The organism is Micromonospora sp. NPDC051227 (assembly GCF_044455385.1).
GTDB lineage: Bacteria > Actinomycetota > Actinomycetes > Mycobacteriales > Micromonosporaceae > Micromonospora.
The window spans coordinates 18,103-43,205 of record NZ_JBITET010000013.1; the positions used below are offsets into that span (position 1 = coordinate 18,103).

Here is a 25,103-nt window from a genome sequence, read left to right on the forward strand (position 1 = left end):
CCTCTCGCGGAAGGCAACTCCATGGCACCACACACCGAACCCGAGATCTGGTTCCTCACCGGCAGCCAAGGCATGTACGGCGAGGAGACGCTCCGCCAGGTGGCCGAGCAGTCTCGCCAGATCGCGGCCGCACTCGACGACTCGCCGCAGATTCCCGCCCGCGTGGTCTGGAAGCCCGTCCTGACCAACAGCGGTGAGATCCTGCAGGTCTGCCGGGACGCCGCCGCTCAGGGTGCCGTCGGGGTCATCGCCTGGATGCACACGTTCTCACCGGCCAAAATGTGGATCTCCGGTCTGGACGCGTTGCAGACACCGCTGCTGCACCTGCACACCCAGGCCAACGTTCTGCTGCCGTGGAACGACATCGACATGGACTTCATGAACCTGAACCAGGCCGCCCACGGCGACCGTGAGTTCGGGTACATCCAGACGCGTCTCGGTGTGGCGCGTAAGACCGTGGCCGGGCACGTCAGCGACCCGCGGGTGACCACTCGGATCGGGGCCTGGGCCCGCGCCGCGCTGGGTTGGTCGGCGATGCGGTCGCTGCGCCTGGCCCGCTTCGGTGACAACATGCGCGACGTCGCGGTGACCGAGGGCGACAAGGTCGAGGCCGAGCTGCGGTTCGGGGTCTCGGTCAACACCTACGGCGTCAACGACCTGGTCGAGGTGGTCGGCGAGGTCACCGACGCGCAGGTCGACGACCTGGTCAAGGAGTACGAGGACACCTACCGCATCGTCGGCGAGCTGCTTCCCGGCGGCGAGCAGCACGACTCGCTGCGGTACGCCGCGCGCGTGGAGTTGGGCATGCGCGCCTTCCTGGACGCGGGCGGGTTCCGGGCCTTCACGACGAACTTCGAGGACCTCGGGGGGCTGCGTCAGCTGCCGGGCATCGCCGTGCAGCGGCTGATGGCGGACGGCTACGGCTTCGGCGGTGAGGGCGACTGGAAGACCTCGGTCCTGGTCCGCACCCTCAAGGCGATGTCGGTGGGCGTGAGCGGCGGCACGTCGTTCATGGAGGACTACACCTACGACCTCACCCCGGGCAACGAGTTGGTGCTCGGCGCCCACATGCTGGAGGTCTGCCCGACGATCGCCTCCGACGTGCCCAACGTGGAGATCCATCCGCTGAGCATCGGTGGCCGGGAGGACCCGGTCCGGCTGGTGTTCGACGCCGCACCCGGTCCGGCCGTGGTGCTCGGGCTGGCCGACATGGGGGAGCGTTTCCGGCTGGTGGCCAACGAGATCGACGTGGTGGCGCCGCCGCAGCCGCTGCGCCGGTTGCCGGTTGCCCGTGCCGTCTGGCGTCCGCGCCCCGACCTGCCGGTCTCGGCCGAGGCGTGGATCACCGCGGGCGCCCCGCACCACACCGTGCTTTCCCAGGCGGTGGGCGTGGAGGAGCTGCACGACCTGGCGGAGATGAGCCGCACCGAACTCGTCGTCATCGACGCCGCCACGGAACCCCGCCGCTTCGCCGACGAGCTGCGCTGGAACCAGGCCTACTACCGGCTGGCCCGCGGCTTCTGATTCACGCGGCTCGACCGCGCCCCGGACGGGTGGCCCGTCCCTGCCTGACATCCCTCGGGCAGGGGCGGGCCACCCGTTTGCGTATCCGCTAGCACGGTCGCGAGCTGATTGGGTTACGTCTTGACTAAGGCCGTGTTATCGCTCACAGTCTATAACCAAGACGGTCGATGTCTGTGGCTGGCCCGGCCGCGATCATCTCTCTCCCCGTGTTCGATAGATCCAGAGCGTGGACCACGATGAGTGATGTTAGCGATCACATTGTGCGGTCAGGCCAGCTCGGCACACCGCCCAGTGCCGCGGATGACGACCCGGGCCGTTCGGAACGCATAAGGAGGATCATGGTTGCCATCGGTCGGGTTCCCTGGACAAGACCAGCACGGGGGCGTGGTCGGCTGTCGCGACTCGTCGCCGCCGCGGTAGCGGTGGTGGTCGGCGGCGCTCTGGCGGCCGTCGCGCCGACCGCCGCGTCAGCGGCGACGGTCGACACCAACGCCTACTACGTGCTGCTGAACCGCAACAGTGGCAAGGCCGTGGACGTGTACAACCTGGCCACGAATGACGGTGCGCGGATCACCCAGTGGACGCGCAACAACGGCAACCAGCAGCAGTGGCAGTTCGTGGACTCCGGAGGCGGCTACTACCGGCTCAAGTCGAGGTTGTCGGGCAAGGTGCTGGACGTCTCGGGCCGCTCGACCGCCAACGGCGCCAGCGTTGTGCAGTGGAGCGACAACAACGGCACCAACCAGCAGTTCCGGCTGGCAGATTCCGACGGCGGGTACGTCCGGCTGATCAACCGCAACAGCAACAAGGCGATGGAGGTGCAGGGCGCCTCGACCGCCGACGGTGGCAACATCGTGCAGTACGACGACTGGAACGGCACCAACCAGCAGTGGCAGCTCGTCCGCGTCGACGGCGGCACCGACCCCACGACGCCACCCCCGTCGAACGGCACGTACACGAACCCGGTGGTCTGGCAGGACTTCGCCGACGTCGACATCATCCGGGTGGACAACGCCTACTACATGTCGGCGTCCACCATGCACTACTCGCCGGGCGCGCCGGTCCTGCGCTCGTACGACCTGGTGAACTGGGAATTCGCCGGTCACTCCGTGCCCCGACTCGACTTCGGCTCGAAGTACGACATGAGCGGTGGTAACGCCTACGTCGACGGCATCTGGGCGTCGACGCTGAACTACCGGCCGAGCAACCGGACGTACTACTGGGCCGGTTGCATCGACTTCGCGCAGACGCACATCTACACCGCGTCCGCCGTCGACGGCACCTGGAGCAAGCACACCACCATCCCCAACTGCTACTACGACGCGGGGATGCTGATCGACGACAACGACACCATGTACGTGGCGTACGGCAACGGCACCATCAGCGTGGCGCAGCTGTCCGCGGACGGGAAGTCCCAGGTCCGCGCCCAGCAGGTGTACCAGACGCCGTCGAGCATCGGGACGCTGGAAGGCGCCCGCTTCTACAAGCGCAACGGCGCCTACTACATCTGGCTCACCCGCCCCGCCAACGGCCAGTACGTGCTGAAGTCGACGAACGGCCCGTTCGGCCCGTACGAGCAGCGTCAGGTGCTGCTCAACCTGCCCGGCCCGATCTCCGGTGGCGGTGTGCCGCACCAGGGTGGGCTCGTGCAGACCCAGAACGGCGACTGGTACTACATGTCCTTCGTCGACGCGTACCCCGGTGGTCGGATGCCGGCCATGGCCCCGATCACCTGGACCGGCGACGGCTGGCCGGTGCTGCAGACGGTCAACGGCACCTGGGGCAGCTCGTACCCGAAGCCGAACCTGCCCGCGCCGCCCCGGGCGGTCAAGCCGCTCACCGGCACCGACACGTTCGCGGGCACCACGCTCGGCCCGCAGTGGGAGTGGAACCACAACCCGGACAACAGCAAGTGGTCGGTAAACAACGGGCTGAACCTGCAGACCGCCACCGTCACCGGCGACCTGTACAAGGCGCGCAACACGCTGACCCACCGCATCCAGGGCCCCACCTCGACCGCGACGATCGAGTTGGACTACTCCACCATGCGCGACGGTGATCGCACCGGTCTGGCGGTGCTGCGCAACTCGTCGGCCTGGATCGGGGTCCGACGCGACAACGGCTCCACCCGACTGGTCATGCAGAACGGCCTGACGATGGACGGCAGCTGGAACACCACCAGCACCGGCAGCGAGGTGGCGAGCACCGCCGTCTCCGGTGGCCGGATCTGGTTGCGCGCCAACGCCGACATCAGACCCGGCTCTGGCCGACAGGCCCGTTTCTCGTACAGCACCGACGGGGTGAACTTCACCTCGTTCGGCAACGCCCTGACGCTGGCGAACAACTGGCAGTTCTTCATGGGCTACCGATTCGCCATCTTCAACCACGCGACGCAGGCGCTCGGTGGCGCGGTCACCGTGCGGCGGTTCGACCTGACCACCCCGTGACACCGGTCACACGACGATCGCTCTGACCGGTGGCGCTGGCAACACAGCCCTGGCGGCATGTGCAGTCCGCGCCACCGCGTCAGGTCCTCGCCGGCCTGTTCCACGCTCTGTCCAGGAGCGAGGGCAGGCCGGCGTACCACATCGGGATCGTGCCCCCTACCGGCTGGATGCGTATTCCGGACGGGCACCGCGTCGTAAGGCTTCGGCGCGTCGAGCGGTCCCCGCAGAGCCGTGCCGTGTTCGGGGCCGTTGCTGGCGTAGACTGTCGGCGATCCAGCGCTGGTCACCTGGGATTCAGCACCGGCGTGGTGACTGAGCGAGGGGGATCGGGCCGGGCCGCTCCAGTCGACGTCGACGGGCCGCGGGCCGGAGATGTAGCGGGGGGAGTGAAATGGCCGTCCACGGTCCCGCGATGACGGACGTTGCTCGTCTCGCCGGTGTCTCCCATCAGACGGTGTCGCGGGTGCTCAACGGGCACCCCAACGTCCGTGAGCAGACCCGGCTTCGGGTACGCGCGGCGATCGCCGAACTCGGCTACCGCCCCAATGGCGCGGCACGCGCCCTGGTGACCGGTCGATCGCAGGTCATCGGTGTGGTCGCGCAGAACACGACGCTCTACGGTCCGGCGTCACTGCTGGCCGCCCTGGAGCAGACCGCCGCTGAAGAGGGCTTCGCGGTCAGCGTCGGCAGCGTGCGCAACCTGGACCACCGCTCCATCTCGGCGGCCGTCGAGCGGCACCTGTCGCACCGGGTCGCCGGCATAGTGGTCATCGCCCCGGTCGAGTCCGCCGGTGAGGCGCTGGAGCGCCTGCCCAAGGATGTCCCGCTGGTCACTGTCGACGGTGACCCGAGTCGGCCGGTGCCGCTGGTGACTGTCGACCAGGTGGCGGGCGCCCGGGCGGCGACGCAACATCTGCTCGACGCCGGGCACCGCACTGTCTGGCACGTCTCCGGGCCGACCGACTGGTTCGACAGCGTGGGTCGGATCGAGGGCTGGCGGCAGGCGCTGCTGGCCGCCGGGCTGGATCCGCCGCCGCCGATGCCGGGGGACTGGTCCGCCGCGTCGGGTTACCGGTGCGGGCAGATGTTGGCGCGGATGCCGGAGGTCACCGCCGTCTTCACCGCCAACGACCATCTCGCGCTGGGCGTGCTGCGGGCGCTGCACGAGTTCGGTCGACGGGTGCCGCACGAGATCAGCGTGGTCGGCTTCGACGACGTACCGGAGGCGGCGTACTTCATTCCGCCGCTGACCACCGTCCGACCGGACTTCGACGCGGTGGCGCGAGCGAGCCTGCAGATGCTGCTGTCCCAGATCGAGTCGGGCACCGGTGGGGCGCTGCGGCAGACCATCGCCCCCGCTCTGGTCGTCCGCGAGAGCGTCGCCCCACCTCGTCGCTGACGGTCGGACCAACCGGCGGTCGCCCCCGAGTGCAGTGCGGAGAGTGGTCGGCCGCCGCTCCCCGCCCAGCGGTGCACGCGCGTGTGAGGCCCGCGCCAGCGCGCGCCAATTTTCAGCTTCCTCGCCTGATAAGACGTGACTCGATGGGTTGCAGGGTGTTACCAATCGATGCCAAGCGATACGACGGGTGAAGGTATTGAACCTCGTGAAATGTCGCCGTAACATGATGGGCGTCTCTGTTAACGCTAACAACAATTGGCGTCCAACTATCGGCGTGCCGACCAGAGATCGTAATCACGGGCGGGCGTCACCGACAAGGAGGCTCGATGAACCGCAATACCCGAGGTCGTCGCTGGGGGAGCGTACTGGCGGCCGGAATTCTGCTCGCCGGTGGCCTGGTCGGCCTTCGCGCCCCTACGGCGCAGGCACTGGACAACGGCGTGGCGCGCACTCCCCCCATGGGTTGGAATTCGTGGAACTCGTTCGGCTGCAACATCAACGAGGCGCTGATCCGGCAGACGGCGGATGCGATCGTCAGCAGCGGGATGCGGGACCTGGGCTACAACTACGTCGTGGTCGACGACTGCTGGTTCAACCCCAACCGGGACAGCTCCGGCAACATCCAGGGCGACCCCGGCCGGTTCCCCAGCGGGATGAAGGCGCTTGGCGACTACCTGCACGCCCGGAACCTGAAGTTCGGCCTCTACCAGGTGCCGGTCGACAAGACCTGCGCCCAGTACTTCGGCTCCTACCCCGGCGCGACCGGCAGCCGTGGCCACGAGGTGCAGGACGCGCGCCAGTTCGCCGCCTGGGGTGTCGACTTCCTCAAGTACGACTGGTGCTCGCCGGAGGGCAGCATCAACGACCAGGTGACCACCTTCGCCAAGATGCGTGACGCACTGGCCGCCACGGGTCGACCGATCGTCTACAGCATCAACCCGAACAGCATCCACGCCAAGACCGGCCCGCAACGCAACTGGGGCGACGTGGCGAACATGTGGCGAACCACCGAGGACATCACCAACGCGTGGGACACCGGCCAGAGCAACGGCTACCCGATGGGCATCCAGAACATCATCAACGTGACCGTTCCGCTGGCGTCCTATGCGAGGCCGGGTGGGTTCAACGACCCCGACATGATGGAGGTCGGCCGCGGCGGCATGAACGACACGGAGATGCGCAGCCACTTCGCAATGTGGGCGATCATGGCGTCTCCGCTCATCGCCGGTAACGACGTGCGGAACATGAACGCCGCGACGCAGACGATCCTCAAGAACGCCAACCTGATCGCGATCAACCAGGACTCGCTCGGGTTGCAGGGGACGCAGGTGTCGTTCGACGGCACGCGTCGGGTGCTGGCCAAGCGGCTCGCCAACGGTGACGTGGCCGTGGCCCTCTTCAACCAGGGCGGCTCGACGACGACGATCTCGACCACGGCCGCGGCCATCGGCAAGTCCGGCTCGTCGTTCACGCTGGTGGACGCATGGACCGGTGGCACCAGTTCCAGCAGCGGGACCATCAGCGCCAGCGTTCCCGCGCACGGCACTGTGGTGTACCGGGTCAGCGGTGGCGGGACGACTCCTCCGACGGAGCCGCCGCCGACGACGTCGAGCGCGTATGCCAGCGCCGCCTCCGGCCGCTGCCTCGACGTGCCGAACAGCAACACGGCCAACGGCACGCAGCCGGTCATCTGGGACTGCAACGGCGCCGCCAACCAGCGCTGGACCCGGACCGGTCAGACCCTGCAGGCCCTCGGCAAGTGCCTGGACGCGCCGCTGAACGCCGCGGCCGGCGCCAAGGTGCAGATCTGGGACTGCAACGGCGGGACCAACCAGCAGTGGGCGGTCAACGCCAACGGCACGATCAGCAACACGCAGTCGGGGCTCTGCCTGGACGTCAACAACAACGGCACGGCCAACGGCACCACGGTGATCCTCTGGACCTGCACCGCCGCGGCGAACCAGCGGTGGTCGCAGCGGTAGCCGATCGGGACCGCCGACCGCCGAGGTCGCGGCGACCCACCTGATCCGGCGTGATGCTGATGCCCGCGGACGACAGACCTCGTCCGCGGGCATCGGTCTGTAGAGTGCTGCGGACGACCACGCTGAGTTGCCGCGTCCTGCCCTTCCGGCGGATCGGTCACATGGCTACGCTCGCCTGGATGCTCCGTTACGAGACCGTGACACCGGTATTTCGGATCTGGTGTTGACGCAATCTATGTGAGCGCTAACACTACCCGAAAGATGACAGTTGGCCCCGGCAGTCGGCGGGGGAGTCCAGAGAGGAGAAGCCCGTGGGCAGGAAATTCCTGGTTGCTCTCGGCGGCGCGGCACTCGCGCTGAGTTTGGCGGCGTGCAGCGGCGGGGGTGCGGGCAGCGGTGAGAAGTCCGGCGACGAGAAGCCGAGCGATCTGACCATCGGTGTGTCGATGCCGACCCAGACCTCGGAGCGGTGGATCGCCGACGGCAACGCGGTGAAGTCGAAGCTGGAGGCCAAGGGCTACAAGGTCGACCTTCAGTACGCCGGCGACGACATCCCCACGCAGTCGCAGCAGGTCGACCAGATGATCACCCAGGGTGCCGATGTTCTGGTCCTCGCGGCGATCGACGGCACCGCGCTCAGCAGCCAGCTGCAGGCCGCCGCGGCCGCGAAGATCCCGGTCATCTCCTACGACCGGCTGATCCGGGGCAGCAAGGACGTCGACTTCTACGTCAGCTTCGACAACTACAAGGTTGGCGTCGCCCAGGGCACCGCGCTGCTCGTCGGTCTCGGCCTGCTGAACAAGGACGGCTCGAAGGGCACGGCCAAGGGGCCGCTGAACGTCGAGCTCTTCGCCGGGTCGCTGGATGACAACAACACCCAGTACTTCTTCGGCGGCGCGATGGACACGCTGAAGCCGTTCATCGACAACGGCACGCTGGTCGTCAAGTCCAAGCAGACCACCCCCGAGCAGGTAGCCATCCTGCGGTGGCAGCAGGAGACCGCGCAGAAGCGGATGGAGAACCTGCTGACCTCCAGCTACAACGACGGCTCGAAGGTCGACGGGGTGCTTTCGCCGTACGACGGCATCTCCCGCGGCATCATCACCGCCCTGCAGAACGCCGGCTACGGCAAGGGCGCGAAGAAGCTCCCGGTGGTGACCGGCCAGGACGCGGAGATCGCCTCGATCAAGCTGATCAACGACGGCGTGCAGAGCTCCACGGTCTTCAAGGACACCCGACTGCTGGCCGAGCAGGCCGTCAACGCGGCCGAGGCGTTCCTGCAGAAGAAGCAGCCGCAGGCCAACGACACCAAGACGTACAACAACGGCGTCAAGGTCGTCCCGGCGTACCTGCTGCCGATCGCGACCGTCTACAAGGACGACATCAAGGCGACGCTGATCGACTCCGGCTACTGGACGGCGGAAGAGGTCGCCGCCGGTCAGGCCAAGAAGTAAGCCACTCGTCGGGCCCGGCGGTCACCCGCCGGGCCCGACGCCTGGGCGCGTACCACGTCCAGACCTGACGGAGGACAGTGACCATGGACGACACCATCCTCGAGATGCGTCGCATCACCAAGACCTTCCACGGCGTGACCGCGCTGGAGGACGTCACCCTCGCAGTGCGCCGCGGGGAGATCCACGCCATCTGTGGTGAGAACGGCGCCGGCAAGTCCACCCTGATGAAGGTGCTGTCCGGCGTCTACCCGTCCGGCTCGTACGACGGTGAGATCCTCTTCGACGGCAAGCCGATGCAGTTCCGTGGCATCCGCGACAGCGAGGCCAACGGCATCGTCATCATCCACCAGGAGCTCGCCCTGGTGCCGTACCTGTCGATCGCGGAGAACATCTTCCTCGGCAACGAGCGGCGCGGCCGCAGCGGGCTCATCGACTGGAACTTCGCCAACGCCGAAGCGGCGAAGCTGCTGGCGTCCGTCGGGCTGCACGAGAACCCGGTCACCCCGGTCATCCAGCTCGGCGTCGGCAAGCAGCAGCTAGTGGAGATCGCCAAGGCCCTGTCGAAGAAGGTGCGTCTGCTCATCCTGGACGAGCCGACCGCCGCGCTCAACGACATCGACTCGGCGCACCTGCTCGACCTGTTGCGGGCCCTCAAGGAGCAGGGCATCACCTGCATCATGATCTCGCACAAGCTCAACGAGATCACCGCCATCGCCGACTCGACCACTGTCATCCGCGACGGGCGCGCCGTGGAGACCCTCGACATGCGGTCCGACGAGGTGACCCAGCAGCGAATCATCCGGGGCATGGTCGGGCGCGACCTGGACAGCTTCTACCCCGACCGCGAGTCGTCCCCCGGTGACGAGGTCCTGCGCATCGAGGACTGGACCGTGCGGCACCCGGTCCAGGACCGGATGGTCGTCGAGGGCGTCGGGCTGTCCGTACGCGCCGGCGAGGTCGTCGGCATCGCGGGCCTCATGGGGGCCGGGCGGACCGAGCTGGCCATGAGCGTGTTCGGTCGGTCCTACGGGCGCGACATCCGGGGCCGACTCTTCGTCCACGGGCGGGAGGTGCAGGCACGCACCGTCGCCGAGGCGATCGACAACGGCATCGCCTACGTCACCGAGGACCGCAAACGCTACGGCCTCAACCTCATCGACGACGTGCGGCGCAACGTGTCCGCCGCCGCGTTGGACCGGCTGTCCCGCCTGGGCTGGGTGAACGGCAACGAGGAGATCAAGGTTGCCGAGGCGAGCCGCAAGGAGATGAACATCCGGACGCCGAGCGTCATGGCGGTGGTCGGCAAACTCTCCGGCGGCAACCAGCAGAAGGTCGTCCTGTCGAAGTGGCTGTTCACCGACCCGGACGTGCTGATCCTCGACGAGCCCACCCGCGGCATCGACGTCGGCGCCAAGTACGAGATCTACACGATCATCAACCGGCTGGTAGCCGCCGGTAAGGCGGTGATCGTCATCTCCTCCGAGCTGCCGGAGCTGCTCGGAATGTGCGACCGCATCTACACCCTCGCCGCCGGCCGGATCACCGGCGAGATGCCGGTGGCCGAGGCGACTCAGGAGAGCCTCATGGAGCTGATGACCAAGGACAAGGAGCTCGTCGGATGACCAGCATCAAGACCCCTTCGACGGAGCACCCCACGCCCCCGGACAGCCCGCCGACCGCCGCCCTGCACAGTGGGACGAGCGACCTGCGGGCGCTGGTGTTGAACAACCTGCGGCAGAGCGGGATCTACGTCGCCCTGGTCGTCATCGTCGCGCTCTTCGCGGTCCTGACCGACGGGGTGCTGCTGAGCCCCGGCAACATCACCAACATCGTCCTTCAGTACTCGTACATCCTGGTCCTCGCGATCGGGATGGTCATCCTGATCATCGGCGGGCACATCGACCTGTCGGTCGGATCCGTCGTCGCGCTCACCGGAGCGGTCTCCGCCGTCCTGGTGATCCAGCAGGGCCACCCCTGGTGGATCGGCGTCGTGGCCGCGCTGGTCGTCGGCGTCGCGGTCGGCGCGTGGCACGGGTTCTGGGTGGCGTACGCCGGCATTCCGGCCTTCATCGTGACCCTGGCCGGCATGCTGCTGTTCCGGGGTCTGACCCTGCGGGTGCTCGACAACATCTCGCTGTCGCCGTTCCCGTCCGAGTACCAGCAGGTCGCGGCGGGCTTCCTCAACGGCCTGCTCGGTGGGCAGGGCTTCGACGCCTTCACGCTGTTGATCGGCGCCATCGCCGTGGCCGGTTACGCGGTCAGCGGCTTCCGCACCCGCGTGGCGCGGATCCGCTACCAGCAGCCCGTCGAGTCGTTCCCGCTCTTCGTCGCCCGGGTCGTGCTGGTCGGCGCGGTGCTCATGTACTTCGCCTGGCAGCTGGCGCACGCCCGAGGGCTGCCGATCGTGCTGATCATCCTGGCGGTCCTGGTGCTGGTCTACGGCCTGCTCACCCGGCGTACCGTCTTCGGTCGCCAGGTCTACGCGATCGGCGGCAACCTGTCGGCGGCGGCGCTGTCCGGGGTGAAGGTCCGCACCGTCAACTTCTGGATGTTCGTCAACATGGGCTTCCTGGCGGCGGTGGCCGGCGTCATCTACTCGTCGCGGTCGAACGGCGCCCAGCCCGCCGCCGGCAACATGTTCGAGTTGGACGCGATCGCCGCGGCCTTCATCGGCGGCGCGGCGGTCACCGGTGGCGTGGGCACCGTGGTGGGCGCGATGGTCGGTGGTCTGATCATGGCGGTGATGAGCAACGGCATGCAGCTGATGGGCATCGACCAGTCGACCCAGTCGGTGGTGAAGGGTCTCGTCCTGCTCGTCGCGGTCGCCTTCGACGTCTACAACAAGCGCCGCGCCGGCACCGCCCGCTGACGTTCGGCCGGTACGCACGTGCCCCCTGCCCGCCTCGCGGACAGGGGGCACGCGTTTGTCAGTGGCAGCTGCTGGTGCCGCTGTCGGTGTAGGTCTGACCGGCCACCGGCACGAACTGCCAGTCGTAGCTGCCGGAGTGCAGGGTGAACTTCAGTACGCCCCACGCCGAGCTGTTGCGCGCCTCGCTGTTGGGCTGGATGGTGCCGAAGCCGTAGTGGCCGGCGCCGCCCATCCCGGCGACGAAGCTGCGAAGACCTCGGCTGGAGTCGGCGCCACCGGCCGGGTTCATCGGGGCGAACCGCTCGTACACATGGTTGTGCCCCCACACCACGACGTCGGCGTTGTAGTCGTAGAGGGCCTGGTACAGCGGACGCGTCGACGTCGACGGCGCGTGGTTGGAGCTGGACGTGAACAGCGGGTGGTGCCAGTACGCGATCGTGCACGGCTTGCTGCTGGCGGCCAGGTCCGCGCGCAGCCACTGCTCCTGCGTCGAGCCGGCCGACATGCTGATGTTCGAGTTCAGCGACACGACGTGCCAGTTGCCGAGGTCGTACGAGTAGTAGCCGCGACCGCTCGGGCCGGCGGACGAACCGAAGTAGTTGTAGTAGCCGGTCGCGCCCGACGTGTTGTAGTCGTGGTTGCCCGGCGACGGGCGGGTGCGGGACTTGTGCCGGCCCCAGGTGGGCTCGTAGTAGCTGTTGAACTGCGACGCCGTCCCGCTGTCGTAGACGTTGTCGCCGGTGGTGAAGACCGTTCCGGGGATGCTGTCGAGCAGCGCTGCGGTGGCGCTGTCTCCGGAGCCCGAGTCGGCGATGTCGCCGGCACCGACGAACACCGGGTCGCCCGACGGGGGTGGCGTGGTGGTCCCGGTGGTGACCACCAGTTGCGGAGCGTCCGCGCCACTCTCGCGGGTGTCGTAGTAGGCGCCGTCGCCGCTGGCCGAGGTGGCGCCGAAGCTGTACGTGCCGTTGCCGGTGACCGCGGCCGTGACGTCGACCTCGTACCAGGTGTTGCCGCTGACCGCGCCGATCGTGCCGAGCGTGGCCCCGTCGATGGTCGGCTGGTTGTTCCAGGTGGTGCCGGTCTCCGACCAGGTCGTGTTGGACATCCGGCGGAACGTGCCACCGGCGTCGCTGCCGCTGTTGCCGCTGATCGTGCGCAGTCGCAGCTTCGCGCCGGTCACCGTGCCGCTGACACCGCTCACCGTGAAGCGCAGGAACGAGCGCCGCACGGGCGAGTTGTCGACCACGACCTGCGTGGACGTGCCGTAGTTGGTGGCAGCCGCGTCGCTCTGGACGTAGGTGTCGGCGACCGGCGTGAAGGTCACGCTCGCCGCCGACGCCGCGCCAGCGCCGGTCACGACGACGGCGGCGGTCGCGGCGACGATCACCGTGACCACCCCCAGCGTCACCGACGGACGGGGGAATCGAATGTCCATCCAGGACTCCTTACCTCGTGGGAAGAGCGCAAGGAATGTAGGAAGGTCGATGAGCCGGCGGGCGACAGGCGGATGAACAGTGCATCCCGCCAGGCGAACACCTCGCTGTTGGGAGCTCGTTCATCCGACCCTCGCCCGGATGCCACTCGCGGTCCGTTGTGCCACCTCCACCGAGTACGGACGATGGCTGCCCGCCGACCGTTGATCAGAGGAGATGCTCGTGTACCTGTCGACCGTCTCCCGCCCGGTCGTCGACCAACCCGGATCCGGGCCCCGACGCCGCCGGTTCGCGATGGTCAGCGGCAACGTCGTCGCGCTCGGCACTGTCAGTCTGATCACCGACGTGTCGGCCGAGATGGTGGCCGCGGTCCTGCCGCTCTATCTGGTACTGGGCCTGCACCTCAGTCCGGTGGCCTTCGGCGTCCTCGACGGCGTCCACACCGGCGCCACCGCGCTGCTGCGGGTCGTCGGTGGTTTCGCCGCCGACCGGTTCCGGCGGCGCAAGCTGATCGCCGGCGTCGGGTACGCGCTCTCGGCGGTCGCGAAGCTCGGCCTGCTGCTCGCCGGTCGGTCGATCCCGGCGATCGGCGCCGTCATCGCCGTCGACCGGATCGGCAAGGGGGTGCGGAGCGCGCCGCGCGACGCGCTGATCACGCTCTCCACGCCACCCGAGGCGCTGGGTCGGGCGTTCGGGGTGCACCGGGCGATGGACAGCGTCGGCGCGTTCCTCGGGCCACTCGCCGCGTTCGCGGTCCTGCTGGTCGTCGGGCAGTCGTACGACGCGGTCTTCGTCACCAGCTTCTGCATCGCGGCCCTGGCCGTCGTGGTGCTCGTGCTCTTCGTCCGGGAGCAGCCGGACGGCGAGGCGGCGGACGGCGCGGCGGCGGACGAGACCAATGACCCGAAGGTCTCCGTCCGCGAGGCGTTCGGGCTGCTGCGCGGCGGCCCGGCCCGGCGGCTGGTGCTGGCCGCCGCGATGCTCGGGCTGGCCACCATCGGCGACGGCTTCGTCTACCTGCTGCTGCAACGCCGGGAGGACCTCGGCCTGCGCTGGTTTCCGCTGCTCGCGGTGGGAACCAGCCTGGCCTACCTGGTGCTCGCCGCTCCGCTCGGCGTACTCGCCGACCGGATCGGTCGCCTGCCCGTGGTGATCGGCGGTTACACCGCCCTCGGTGCGACGTACCTGCTGCTGGCCGGCCCGGTCGACGGTTGGCCCCTGATCGCGCTGACGCTGACGCTGTACGGCGCGTTCTACGCGGCCACCGACGGCGTGCTCATCGCGCTCGCCGGTCCGGTGCTCCCGGCGCGGCTGCGGACCACCGGAATCGCGTTGGTGCAGACCGGGCAGGCACTCGCGTACCTCGTCTCCTCCGTGCTGTTCGGTCTGGCCTGGCAGGCGTGGGGGCCGGAGAACGCGATCCGCGCGGCGGCCGTCGCCGTCGCCGGCGTCCTGGTCGGCACGCTCCTCCTGCTGGCCTCCCCGTCCCGACTCACCACCCGGAAGGTGCACCGATGACCGCGATGTCGACCCGAGCGAAGCTCAGCGTGGTGGTCGCCTCGGCCGTGCTGTTGGGCGCGCTGGCAGCCGGCTACGCCGCCACGGCCGCGCAGGCTCCCCGGACACCGCCACCCGCCGGCGGCGAGCAGGCGGTCACCCTGGCACCCGGGCCACGTCTGCTGGCGATCACCGACCGGCACGTCTCCACCGTCGCCGCGACCGACCCCGCCGGGCCGCGCAGGGTCGCCGGCCTGGAATGCCTCCGGGTGTACGCGGCGGCCGGCACCGGGGTCTGCCTGAAGCCGGAGACCGCGTGGTCGTACCAGGTTGTCGTGCTCGACGCGACGCTGCGCCAGGCCCGCGCGGTCAGTGTGCCGGGGCTGCCGAACCGGGCCCGGGTCTCGGCCTCCGGCCGGATGGTCTCCTGGACGACGTTCGTCGGTGGCGACTCGTACACCTCCAGTGGCTTCTCCAGCCGCACCGGGATCCTCGACACCCGTACCGGCACCACTGTGGCCTCGCTCGAAGGGTTCGCGATCACCCGGGACGGCCGGGGCTACCGCAACGCGGACGTCAACTACTGGGGCGTCACCTTCACCGCCGACGACAACCGCTTCTACGCGACCATGGCGACCGGGGGTAAGAGGTACCTCGTCCGGGGCGACCTCGCGGCCCGTACGGTCGAGACGCTGAAGGAGAACGTCGAGTGCCCGTCGCTGTCACCGGACGGCACCCGGCTCGCGTTCAAGGAGGCGGTCGACGCCGACCCGGCGAAGGGCTGGCGGCTGTCGGTCCTGGACCTGTCGAGCATGAGGGTCACCGCGACCGCCGAGGTCCGCAGCGTCGATGACCAGGCCGCGTGGCTGGACAACGGAGAGCTGGCCTACACGCTGCGCCGGGACGACGGCCAGCCCGACGTCTGGAGCGTCCCGGCGGACGGGGCCGGCACGCCGACGCTGGTGATCCCCGGCGCCGAGTCGCCGTCGCCGCTCACCTGACCCCCCCGGCCCCCGGCGGTCCGGACACCTGAGCGCCTTGGCGCGGACAGCATTCCGTCATGTCGGATTCCGCCCCGCAGCCATCGCCGTTCATCGACGTTCCCGAGGCTGTTGACCATGACAAGGCTGAGCCGTCGCATATTCGTCCTCAGTGGACTGGTCACCGCCGGAGCCGCGGTGACACCCCGCCAGGGTGCCCGCGCCGCGGTGCCGTATCCCTTCAAACTCGGTGTGGCGTCCGGTGACCCGGCGCCCGACAGCGTGGTCCTCTGGACCCGGCTGGCACCATCTCCGCTCAACGCCGACGGGCAGGGCGGCATGACCAACGCCGACGTGACAGTGGAGTGGCAGGTGTCCACCACCGACCGGTTCACCTCGCTGGTCGCCTCTGGCTCGGTGGTCGCCCGGTACGCCGACGCGCACTCCGTGCACGCCATCGCGGGCGGGCTCGCCGCCGACTCCGACTACTACTACCGGTTCCGGGCCCAGGGCCAGATCTCGCCGGTCGGGCGGACCCGGACCGCCCCGGCGCCCAGCGCCTTCGGCCGTGACCTGGTGATGGCCTTCGCCTCCTGCGCCCACTACGAGGCCGGCTACTACACCGCGTACCGGCGGATGGCCGAGGACAACCCCGGCCTGATCCTGCACCTCGGCGACTACATCTACGAGGGCGGCGTCGGCAGCTCCACGGTGCGGCAGCACATCGGTGCCGAGATCGTGTCGCTGGCCGACTACCGCCGCCGGTACGCGCTGTACAAGTCCGACCCGGACCTGCAGGCGGCCCACGCGGCGGCACCCTGGCTGGTGGTGCCGGACGACCATGAGGTGGAGAACAACTACGCCAACATGGTCCGCAACGACAGCAGCCCCACGCTGACCGCAGCCCAGTGGACCGCCCGCCGCACCGCCGCGTACCGGGCCTACTACGAGAACATGCCGCTGCGACCCGCGTCCGCCGCCATCGGCAACAGCATCCCGCTGTACCGACGGGTCCGGTGGGGGCAGCTCGCCACCTTCCACATGCTCGACACCCGGCAGTTCCGCGACGACCAGGCCTGCGGGGACGGTTGGAAGGTCTGCGCCGACGCGGACCTGGCCTCCCGGTCGCTGACCGGCGCCACCCAGGAGGCGTGGCTGCTCGACGGGCTGGCCCAGCGCTACGGCACCTGGGACATCCTCGGCCAGCAGGTCTTCTTCGCCCAGCAGCTCGACGCTAACGGGGCGGCGAGCATGGACGCGTGGGACGGCTACCGGGCCTCCCGCAGCCGCATCCAGACCGGCTGGCAGCAACGTGGGGTACGCAACCCGCTGGTGCTCACCGGCGACGTGCACCGGTCGTGGGCCAACGACCTCAAGGCCGACTACGCCAACCCCTCCTCGGCCACCATCGGCACCGAGCTGGTCTGCACCTCGATCAGTTCCACCGGCAACGGCAGCGGCAGCACCACGGTCCCGAACGCGGCGGCCAACCCGCACCTGAAGTTCTACTCGGACCGGCGCGGCTACGTCCGTACCACCATCAGCCGCGGCCAGGTCCGCGCGGACTTCCGCGCGGTGAACACCGTGACCGAGCATGGCGCGGCGGCGTCCACAGTGCGTTCGTTCGTCATCCTCGACGGCCAGCCCGGCCTGCAGGCCGGGTAAGGGAGAGAGCCACCATGACCGCGATCACCGCACTGCTCACCGCGTCCCTGCTGGTCCCGAACGTCGTTCCCGGCCCGACCGCGATGACCGCCGAGGCGGTCACCTGGACCACCGCGAACAGCGTCGCCACCGGCGACCAGGACCTGCCCTCCATCGCCATGAACCGCAACGGCCACGTCGCAGTGGTCTGGGAGGACGACCGGGACGGCACCGCCCCGGAGGACGACACCCACAGCGAGATCTACCTGCGGCTGTTCCGCGACGGCACCGCCGCGTACGAGCTGAAGCTCTCCACCGGGGGGACCAGCGGAGCCGCCTGGCGACACCTCAGCCCCGACGTGGGGCTCGACGACCGGGGCAACGCCGTGGTGGTCTGGGCCGCCGACGGCGACGGCAACGGCGTCTACAACATCCAGTACCGGGTGGTGTCACCCGCAGGCGCGGTGCTCGGCTCGGGACAGGCCAACGCCAGCGACGCCGGGCAGCAGATCTGGCCGAAGGTGGCGGTCGACCCGGACGGCGCGCCGACCACCGCCGCGGTCGGCTTCACAGTGGTCTGGGAGGACGTGCAGGGAACCGCTCCCGCCACCGTCAGGGCCGCCGGCTTCACCGCGGCCACCACCAAGGGGTACGAGGTGACGGCGTCGCAGACCACGGGCACGCACCACCGTCCCGACGTGGCGGTGTCCGCCTCCGGCGAGGCGCTGGTGGTCTGGGACGAGGACGCCGACGCGAACGGCTCGTACAACATCGGGCTGACCCGGCTGGCCCGGTCCAACGGTGCCGTGGCGCTGTCGCGGCGGACGGCCAACGCCCAGAGCGGCGGGCAGCAGCAGCGCGCCTCGGTGGCGGCGAACGTCGCCGGTGACTTCACCGTCGGGTGGGAGTCCGACCACACCGGCACCCGGGGTGTCTGGGCCCGATCGTTCACCGCGACCGGCACGGCCCGGCACGACGAGGTTCCGGTCTCCACCGGGACCGGTGCCGTCGCCCCCGGGGTCGGCATCGACGACCAGGACAACGTGGTGGTGGGCTGGACGGTGTCCGGCGCCAACCCGGACGTCTGGGCGCGTGGCCTCAACCCGGACGGCACGTCCACCGGTCGGCTGGCGGCCCAGGCGCTGAGCCAGACCACGACGGGCCGACAGGAGCACTTCGGGGTCGCCGCGTCGCCCTGGGGTGAGGTGAGCGTCTGCTACACCGACGACAACGACGGCAACTCCTTCGACCAGGTGCTCCTCGGCCTGGGTACGACGAACTCCACCTGGCTGATGTCCGCCGACGAACTGCGCCGACTGAAGGCGCGGGCGGGCGTCACCACCCACTGAGCCAGGCGGACCGCCTGGCGTGGAAAACGAGCAGCGTGATCCACTCGGGTTTGGTGAAGTCGCGGTGTCCCGCTACCAGGGACACCGCGACTTTCGCAAAGCCGAGTCGATCACGCCGATCCTCCGGGTGCTCACCGGCTCAGTCGGCGCTTGGCCACCAGCACCTGCTGCCACCGAAGGGCGTGGGCTCGTCGCTCATCCTCGTGGTGAACGGGATCACCGGCATCGGCTCCGGCACGGTCGTCACCGAGGCGTCCAGCCTCAACGTGCGCTCCGGCCCCGGTGCCAGCTACCCGGTCGTCGGCTCGGTCGCCGACGGCGCCTCCGTCGCCGTCTACTGCCAGGCCACCGGCAGCACGGTCACCGGCCCGTACGGCACGACCGCCGTCTGGAACCGGATCGGCACCAACCGCTACGTCTTGGACGCCTTCCTGCTGACCGGCTACGACGGGTACGTCCCGAACGTGCCGCGCTGCTGAGGGAGCGGTACGACCACTACCGCTCAGGCCCTCGTCGACGAGCCGAAGAGCAGGTCCAGCTGGGCGTCCAGCGCGCCCAGCGCCTGCTCGGCGGTGTACTGCCCGCCCAGCAGATAGACGCCGAGCCCTTCCATCAGCGCCAGCAGGCCGGCCGCGGCGGCGGCACCGTGGCGGTCGGGCAGGGCGCTGGCGATGAACCCGGTGAACTGCGCGGTGTCCTCGTGCAGGCTGGGCGCGGCCGACGGTCGCACCGCCGTGTAGGCGAGGAACGCGAGTGCCACCCGCCCGTCGTCGCGGGTGCGTTCGTCGAGCGGCAACAGCGCGGCGAGCATCGTGCGCAGCAGCAGCCGAGGCGACGGGGTCTCGCCCAGCCCTGCCACCGCCTCGGTGATGCGGAGCTGGCTGCGCTCCCGCACCACGCTCAACGCGAACGCCATCATCTCGTCCTTGGTCCGGAAGTAGTGCTGGACCATCCCGGCGGACACGCCGGCCGCGGCAGCCACGTGCCGGAGGCTGACGGCCTCCAAGCCCTGATCCGCGGCGACCCGCATCAGCGCGTCCGCGATGAGGGTGCGTCGCTCCTGGTGATCGACCTTCTTGGGCATGGCCTCGATCGTTTCACAGTGGGTGGCCCGAAGACTCCGCCAGCGCGACGGTCACCGGCTGACGGTTTGGCTCACCGGAGCGCCCCGAGCGCTGCGCAGCAGACCGTCCGGGTCGTCGGCGTACAGTCGCAGCTCGTTGACCGGCGTGGACCCGGCCTTCGGCAGGTCGAAGGTCAGCGGCCGACGCAGCAGGACGTCGATGCTGGTCTGGCTGCCGACCGAGATGGACACCACCCGGCGGTCGCCCTCCTGCTCGACCTGCACCGATCTGCTCGACGGCAGCGATCGGTAGCGCTTGCGCAGCGCCTCGACGTCCTTCCACGGGATCCAGATGTCGATGCCCCAGCTGAGCCGCACCCGCAGGCCCCGGTCGCCCACGACGTGGGGGTGGATCGTCATGCTGGCGAACAGGCCGATCATCCAGAGCAGACCCCAGATGCCGAGGCCCAGCACGATCCAGCGGGCGGGCCGCCACGGCACCACGTGGGTGACCACCACGTCGAAGATCGGGATCTCCACGACCGACAGGCCGATGAAGATGCCCAGGATCGGCTTGACCACGCCGAGGTAGCCGAACGGCTCGTCGCCGGGCCCCAGCGGTAGTGGACGACGTCGCGCCCACACGTACAGGCTGCGCCACGTCGCGGCCTCGGCCTCGGCCGCCCGACGCAGCAGCAGGCCCACTCGCGCCCTGGTCGGTGTCGTCGTGTCGGTCATGGTCGTCCTTCTTGCTCGGGCGCCGACGGTCCGTGCAGCGTGACGGTTCCGGCGCCGCCGTCCACTGTGACGAGCTGCCCGGTGGTGATGGTCCGGGTGGCGTCCGGCACGCAGATGACGGCGGGAATGCCGTACTCACGGGCCACCGTCGGGCCGTGCGCCATGATCGCGCCAGTCTCGGTGACCAGCGCCGCCGCGGTGAGGAACAGCGGGGTCCAGCCAGGGTCCGTGGTCGCGGCCACCAGGACGTCGCCGGGCTCGACGTGGGCGGTGCCCGGGTCGTGCACGACCCGGGCGGGACCGGTCACCCGGCCCGCCGACGCACCCACTCCGGCGAGCGTCGCGTCGCCGCTCGATGCTGGCGGCAGGACGGTCTCCACATCCGTACCGTCGGAGAGCAGTGCCACCGGGACCGTCCGACGCCGCAGCTCCCGGCGGTGCACGGCCCGCCGGGCGGTGACGGTGCCGCGCAGATCAACACCCTGGTGTACGACTGTGTGCACCTCGTCGAGGGTCAGGAACATGATGTCGTCGGGCTGGTCCAGCGACCCGCGGGCGTGCAGGTCGGCGCCGATGAGCAGCAGTTGGCGACGGGTCTCGCGCAACGGGTACAGCCCGGCGAACTTGCCGGCCTCGCGCAGGCCGGCCAACGACCGCGCCCGGCGCAACAGGAAACCGGCGATCGTGCCCCGCACCGGCCGTCGACGGCGAGCTCGGGTGGCCAGTTCCTCCAGCGCTGTCTCGGCCGCCGAGGCGGCCCGCCGGAAGCGCTGGTCGGGGCCCTGTTGCGGATCGCTGACCCGCAGGTAGTTGGCGACCGCGGCGAAGACCGGCGTGGGGTCCTCCGCCCAGCGCGGCACCCCGAGGTCGACTTCGGCGACGCCCCGGTGCCCGTAGACGTCCAGGAAGGCCGCCATGCCGATGTCGGGCAGCGTCCCGCGCAGGTGGCGTGCGGCCAACTCGGCCGGCGGGGTGTCGAGGAGGAGCTGGCGGTGCTCGCCCACGCCCTGGGCGAGCCGCCACAGGGCCAGGTCCATCTCGATGGTGACGTTGTGCGGCATGCCGCCGAGCACGGTGTGGATCTCGTCCGGGCCGGCGACGCCCTTGAGCAGCGCGGTCGGCAGGGCGGCGGCGAGCATCCCGGCGACGATCGGCCACATGATCGCGTCGGCGCTGTCATCGGCGTTGGCGTCGTCGTCCTGCGCCTGCACGAAGCGCAGCCGGTCGGCGGTGGTACGCAGGTCGGCGGGGGCGGCGGAACCTACCCTCAGCTGCTCGATCGCCTCGAACATCCGGGTCCGCGCGGCCTCGGGACGGGCCAGCGCCCGCAGGATTCCCACCACCGCGCGGCGGGCCGTCCGCAGCGACGCGGCTCCCGGTGCCCCACCGCGCCGGGCGCCGCCGCTGGTCGGGGCGAACCGGGGATCGGCCAACACGTGCTGCATCACCGCCTGGGCGCGCGGCCCGAAGTCGACCGCCAGGAGCTTCACCAGTCGCTTGCGGGACGACCGGTCGCGCGCGAGGTCGGTCAGGTCGCCGTAGAGGCGACCGCCGATGTCGACGATCTCGACCCGCACCCCGAGCGCGGCGAGCATCGCGGCGATCTGCGTTCGCAGGGTCGACATGCCCATCGGGGTGACCGGTTGCAGCATGCCCTGAACGTGCCCGAACTCCAGGTAGACGCGGGGGAGGGGCTTCTCGCTGAGCGGCGGGGCGGGGAACAGGCTGGTGATCGGCCGGGACTGGAGGAGCCACAGCACGTCGTCCGCGTCGATGGCCCACTCGACATCCTGCGGGCAGCCGAAGTGGGCCTGCAACCGCTCGCCGGTGGCGCGGAGGCGGGCCAGTTGGGTGGCCGTCAGGCATCCGGCCTCGGTGCGCGTGACGTCGTCGAGGATGTAGTGGTCGACGGCCGCGGCGCCGTCCACCACTGTCGTGCCGAGGCCGGCAGCGGCGTCGACGGCCATCTCGTCGCGGCGCCCGGTCAGCGGGTTCGCGGTGAACAGCACTCCCGCCACCGTGGGTGTGACCATGCGCTGCACGACGACGGCCATCCGCACCGTTTGGTGATCGATGCCGTGGGCGTCGCGGTAGGCGGTCGCCCGGTCGCCGTGCAGCGAAGCCCAGCATTTCTCGATGGCGGCGATCAGCTCGGCGGTGCCGGTGACGTCGAGGACGGTGTCCTGCTGCCCGGCGAAGCTCGCGTCCGGCAGGTCCTCGGCGGTGGCGCTGGAGCGCACCGCCACCGGGCCTGCGCCGAGCCGCTGGTACGCGGCGACGACCTCGGCCGTGGGGACGACGCCGAGCCGGTGTGCCTCGGTGGTGACGCAGAATCCGTCGGGGACCCGCTCGCCGTGCCGGATCAGCTCGCCCAGCCCGGCCGCCTTGCCGCCGACCAGGGCGGTCATCTGGGCGGTTACCTCGGACAACGCGATCACGTGCATGGCGGCCCACTCTCGTTGCAATACAACTGCATTGCATCTGACCGTACCCTCTTGGCGATGCGACTGCAATGTCACCGTTGTGGATGCGCCACCTCGGGATCGGAACGTTGCCCGGATCTGCCATGCTCGGGCCGGTGACGACCGGCCGCCCGACCAGAGCCCGTTCCCACCGCCGCCCTCGAAGCCGCGCCATCCGCGTCCTCCTCGCGCTCGTCGCGGCGGCGGCCGTCCTGGGCGTCGCGGTGGTCGCGGTGCCGATGCTGCGACCGGCCGGGCCGCGCCCGCTCTTCCAGATGCCGGTGACCTGCGGCGAGACGTGGCAGCTCAGCACCTACCCCGGTCACGACGACTACGACGTCGACTTCTTCCCGACCGAAGGCGAGACGTGGGGGCGGCCGGTGCTCGCCTCGTACGCCGGCACGGTCACCGTGGCGGGCATCAACGGCTCGTTGGGTGGTCGGAACCCGGAGAACCCGGATGGCCCACGGGGGCGCGGCGGCGGCTACTGGGTGAAGATCGACCATGGCGGCAAGTGGGAGACGCAGTACCTGCACATGCTCGAACCGCCGCTGGTCACGGTCGGTCAGAAGGTGGCCCAGGGTGACCAGATCGGGCGGCTCGGCAGCACCGGCAACTCCGGAGCCCCGCACCTGCACTACGAGCAGCGCCGCGGCTGGGAGAAGGTCGAGACCCACTTCGACGGCACGCCCTCGGGCATCACCACCGACGAACGCGAACAGATCCTGCGGCGGGTGAGCAACAACTGCCCCGCCGTCTCCTGAGGACCGCAGTTTGCCCGGCGCGGCTCGGGGGCACTGATTCTGGAGACAGTGCAGACGTAGGGGAGGAGCCGGTCATGGCCAAGGGTGACGTCGACACGTACCACGAGGACGGGCAGTGGAAGAACAAGCCGGAGGGCCAGGAGCGCGCCAGCAGCACGCACGACGTGAAGGCTGACGCGCAGGCCCAGGGCCGCGAGATGGCGGCCGACCGCGGCGTCGAACACGTGATCAAGAAGCAGGACGGCACGATCGGGGAGAAGAACACCTACCCCCGCAGCCGTGACCCCCGCGACATCGAGGGCTGACAGCTTCCAGTCTCAGCGGACCGACCTCCTCGGCGTGACCCAGGGGGTCGGTCCGCTCTCGCGTGGTGGGTGGTCGAGCGGATTCAGGCCGCGACCACGTAGGGGAACGTGGCGGAACGGGCGGCCTTGGTGACTTCCGAGGTGAGGCCCGCCGTGGTGCCGGTGTTGAGGACCAGGGAGAACATCACCTCGGGCACGTTGTCGGCCAGGGTGCGCCCGTTGCGGACCGCGAAGCCGAAGTTCGCGGCCGTGCCGACCTTGTACGAGAGCAGGTCGGGGTAGAGCTGCCGGGCGACGCTCCAGCCGTACGCCTGCGGGTCCGGTGCGGTGCCGTTCGCCTTGACCACCCCGGCGACCGCGTTCGCGATCTCCTCCCCGCCCTCGGTGAGGTCGTTGCTGGGGTGCCGGAAGTTGGCGGGGTCGGAGAAGTCGGTGTCGTGGGGCCAGAAGATCGGCCACATCATGGGGTGGCCGGCGCGGTTGATCTGGCGCCATCCGCCGGCGTCGGTGGCCAGCATGGTGCGACACCACACGCCGATCTCGGTGCCGTCGCGCAGCAGTGGCTCGTCGTGGGAGACCTCGAGGACGATCGACTCGACGGTGGTGCCGGCGAAGCTGTTCTTGGCCTGGTCGGCCCGCCACGCCGAGCGGTCCACCCGCGAACCGTTCTTGACCGCGCCGTTGATGGTGGCGAGTTCGTCGAGGTCGATGAAGAAGGGGTCGGTGATCCGGCCGGCCCAGACCCGCACGTTGCCGCCGGTCGTCACCTCGCCGGTTCGTCCCTCGGCGATGGGGGTGCCCATCGCGGCGTCGTCGCGGGCGTCCGCTCCGGTGAGCTCGTACAGCTGGAGGGCCTGCCGGGCGTCGCCGTCCGGCTCGCCGAAGGCGAACCGGTAGGTCAGGTCCTCCACCTCGGCGCCGTTGATATGAATCTTGATCTCGTAACGCGCCTCGGCGTGGAAACCGCGCTTGATGTCGGCCTTGGTCACCGAACTGTTGACGTCCATGACGAACACAGTGGCGCGATCACCGTTGAAGACGAACAGGTCGTCGATGTAGAGCTGACCGCCCTGGGCGGCCAGGGGCGTATCGAGGTGGTGCGACATGAGCTCACTCCCGGAACTGCCGGATCCTGGACTAATCCGAACATAGTGGGCGTGAGCCTGGCCTCCCCGCCCATCGAGTTAATC

The 25,103-nt window shown here is 69.7% G+C and carries 19 protein-coding genes; 14 read left to right on the forward strand and 5 right to left on the reverse strand.

Features of this window, described 5'->3' with window-relative positions:
- Positions 1-21 precede the first annotated feature (21 nt).
- The 7 genes from araA (at position 22) to mmsB (ending at position 11,675) form a co-directional block, all read left to right on the forward strand.
- Positions 22-1,524, forward strand: coding sequence for an L-arabinose isomerase (gene araA / locus ACIA47_RS26200; RefSeq protein WP_203117741.1), 1,503 nt, complete (start codon positions 22-24; stop codon positions 1,522-1,524).
- Positions 1,525-1,862: 338 nt separating this feature from the next.
- A complete protein-coding gene (locus ACIA47_RS26205) occupies positions 1,863-3,971 on the forward strand; it encodes a family 43 glycosylhydrolase (protein WP_203117742.1) in 2,109 nt (702 codons plus the stop codon).
- Positions 3,972-4,383: 412 nt separating this feature from the next.
- Complete coding sequence (locus ACIA47_RS26210; RefSeq protein WP_203117743.1) at positions 4,384-5,370, forward strand: LacI family DNA-binding transcriptional regulator; 987 nt, start codon at positions 4,384-4,386, stop codon at positions 5,368-5,370.
- Between the two features lie 326 nt (positions 5,371-5,696).
- Positions 5,697-7,352 carry a glycoside hydrolase family 27 protein gene (locus ACIA47_RS26215; RefSeq protein WP_203117744.1) on the forward strand — a complete coding sequence of 552 codons (1,656 nt, stop codon included), beginning with the start codon at positions 5,697-5,699 and terminating at the stop codon, positions 7,350-7,352.
- Between the two features lie 311 nt (positions 7,353-7,663).
- Positions 7,664-8,806, forward strand: a complete 1,143-nt coding sequence (chvE, locus tag ACIA47_RS26220; protein WP_112585359.1) for a multiple monosaccharide ABC transporter substrate-binding protein — start codon at positions 7,664-7,666, stop codon at positions 8,804-8,806.
- Positions 8,807-8,889: 83 nt separating this feature from the next.
- On the forward strand, positions 8,890-10,428 hold the full coding sequence (gene mmsA, locus ACIA47_RS26225) for a multiple monosaccharide ABC transporter ATP-binding protein (RefSeq protein ID WP_203117753.1): 1,539 nt from the start codon (positions 8,890-8,892) through the stop codon (positions 10,426-10,428).
- Positions 10,425-11,675, forward strand: a complete 1,251-nt coding sequence (gene mmsB, locus ACIA47_RS26230; protein WP_203117762.1) for a multiple monosaccharide ABC transporter permease — start codon at positions 10,425-10,427, stop codon at positions 11,673-11,675. The genes mmsA and mmsB overlap by 4 nt, the downstream gene beginning before the upstream one ends.
- Positions 11,676-11,733: 58 nt before the next feature.
- Here mmsB and ACIA47_RS26235 read toward each other — a convergent pair whose 3' ends face one another.
- Entirely contained in the window at positions 11,734-13,113 is a 1,380-nt protein-coding gene (locus ACIA47_RS26235; RefSeq protein ID WP_396711129.1) for a DNRLRE domain-containing protein, read from the reverse strand.
- 220 nt (positions 13,114-13,333) lie between these two features.
- On the opposite strand from ACIA47_RS26235, the gene ACIA47_RS26240 reads away from it, so the two are divergent.
- From ACIA47_RS26240 to ACIA47_RS26260, 5 genes are all read left to right on the forward strand, one after another.
- On the forward strand, positions 13,334-14,629 hold the full coding sequence (locus tag ACIA47_RS26240) for an MFS transporter (protein WP_396711130.1): 1,296 nt from the start codon (positions 13,334-13,336) through the stop codon (positions 14,627-14,629).
- A complete protein-coding gene (locus ACIA47_RS26245) occupies positions 14,626-15,609 on the forward strand; it encodes a hypothetical protein (RefSeq protein ID WP_396711131.1) in 984 nt (327 codons plus the stop codon). Before ACIA47_RS26240 ends, ACIA47_RS26245 begins: the two co-directional genes overlap by 4 nt.
- A gap of 117 nt (positions 15,610-15,726) precedes the next feature.
- Positions 15,727-17,253 (forward strand): alkaline phosphatase D family protein, encoded by a 1,527-nt coding sequence (locus ACIA47_RS26250; RefSeq protein ID WP_396711132.1) that lies wholly within the window; start codon positions 15,727-15,729, stop codon positions 17,251-17,253.
- A gap of 14 nt (positions 17,254-17,267) precedes the next feature.
- On the forward strand, positions 17,268-18,581 hold the full coding sequence (locus ACIA47_RS26255) for a hypothetical protein (protein WP_203117769.1): 1,314 nt from the start codon (positions 17,268-17,270) through the stop codon (positions 18,579-18,581).
- 206 nt (positions 18,582-18,787) lie between these two features.
- A complete protein-coding gene (locus tag ACIA47_RS26260; protein WP_396711133.1) occupies positions 18,788-19,060 on the forward strand; it encodes an SH3 domain-containing protein in 273 nt (90 codons plus the stop codon).
- Positions 19,061-19,083: 23 nt separating this feature from the next.
- On the opposite strand, the gene ACIA47_RS26265 is transcribed toward ACIA47_RS26260, so the two are convergent.
- The 3 genes from ACIA47_RS26265 to ACIA47_RS26275 are packed head-to-tail and all read right to left on the reverse strand — an operon-like array spanning position 19,084 to position 22,826.
- Positions 19,084-19,665, reverse strand: coding sequence for a TetR family transcriptional regulator (locus tag ACIA47_RS26265; protein ID WP_203117773.1), 582 nt, complete (start codon positions 19,663-19,665; stop codon positions 19,084-19,086).
- 51 nt (positions 19,666-19,716) lie between these two features.
- A complete protein-coding gene (locus tag ACIA47_RS26270; protein ID WP_396711134.1) occupies positions 19,717-20,382 on the reverse strand; it encodes a hypothetical protein in 666 nt (221 codons plus the stop codon).
- Positions 20,379-22,826: a PEP/pyruvate-binding domain-containing protein gene (locus ACIA47_RS26275; RefSeq protein ID WP_396711136.1), complete on the reverse strand. Its 2,448-nt coding sequence runs from the start codon at positions 22,824-22,826 to the stop codon at positions 20,379-20,381. Before ACIA47_RS26275 ends, ACIA47_RS26270 begins: the two co-directional genes overlap by 4 nt.
- Positions 22,827-22,948: 122 nt before the next feature.
- On the opposite strand from ACIA47_RS26275, the gene ACIA47_RS26280 reads away from it, so the two are divergent.
- Together ACIA47_RS26280 and ACIA47_RS26285 are read left to right on the forward strand one after the other, a co-directional pair.
- A complete protein-coding gene (locus tag ACIA47_RS26280; RefSeq protein ID WP_112585386.1) occupies positions 22,949-23,608 on the forward strand; it encodes a M23 family metallopeptidase in 660 nt (219 codons plus the stop codon).
- Between the two features lie 74 nt (positions 23,609-23,682).
- Complete coding sequence (locus tag ACIA47_RS26285) at positions 23,683-23,913, forward strand: DUF2188 domain-containing protein (RefSeq protein WP_091401205.1); 231 nt, start codon at positions 23,683-23,685, stop codon at positions 23,911-23,913.
- 83 nt (positions 23,914-23,996) lie between these two features.
- Here the strand turns inward: ACIA47_RS26285 and ACIA47_RS26290 are convergent, their stop codons facing one another.
- Positions 23,997-25,019, reverse strand: coding sequence for a DUF4331 family protein (locus tag ACIA47_RS26290; protein WP_203117779.1), 1,023 nt, complete (start codon positions 25,017-25,019; stop codon positions 23,997-23,999).
- Between the last annotated feature and the right edge of the window lie 84 nt (positions 25,020-25,103).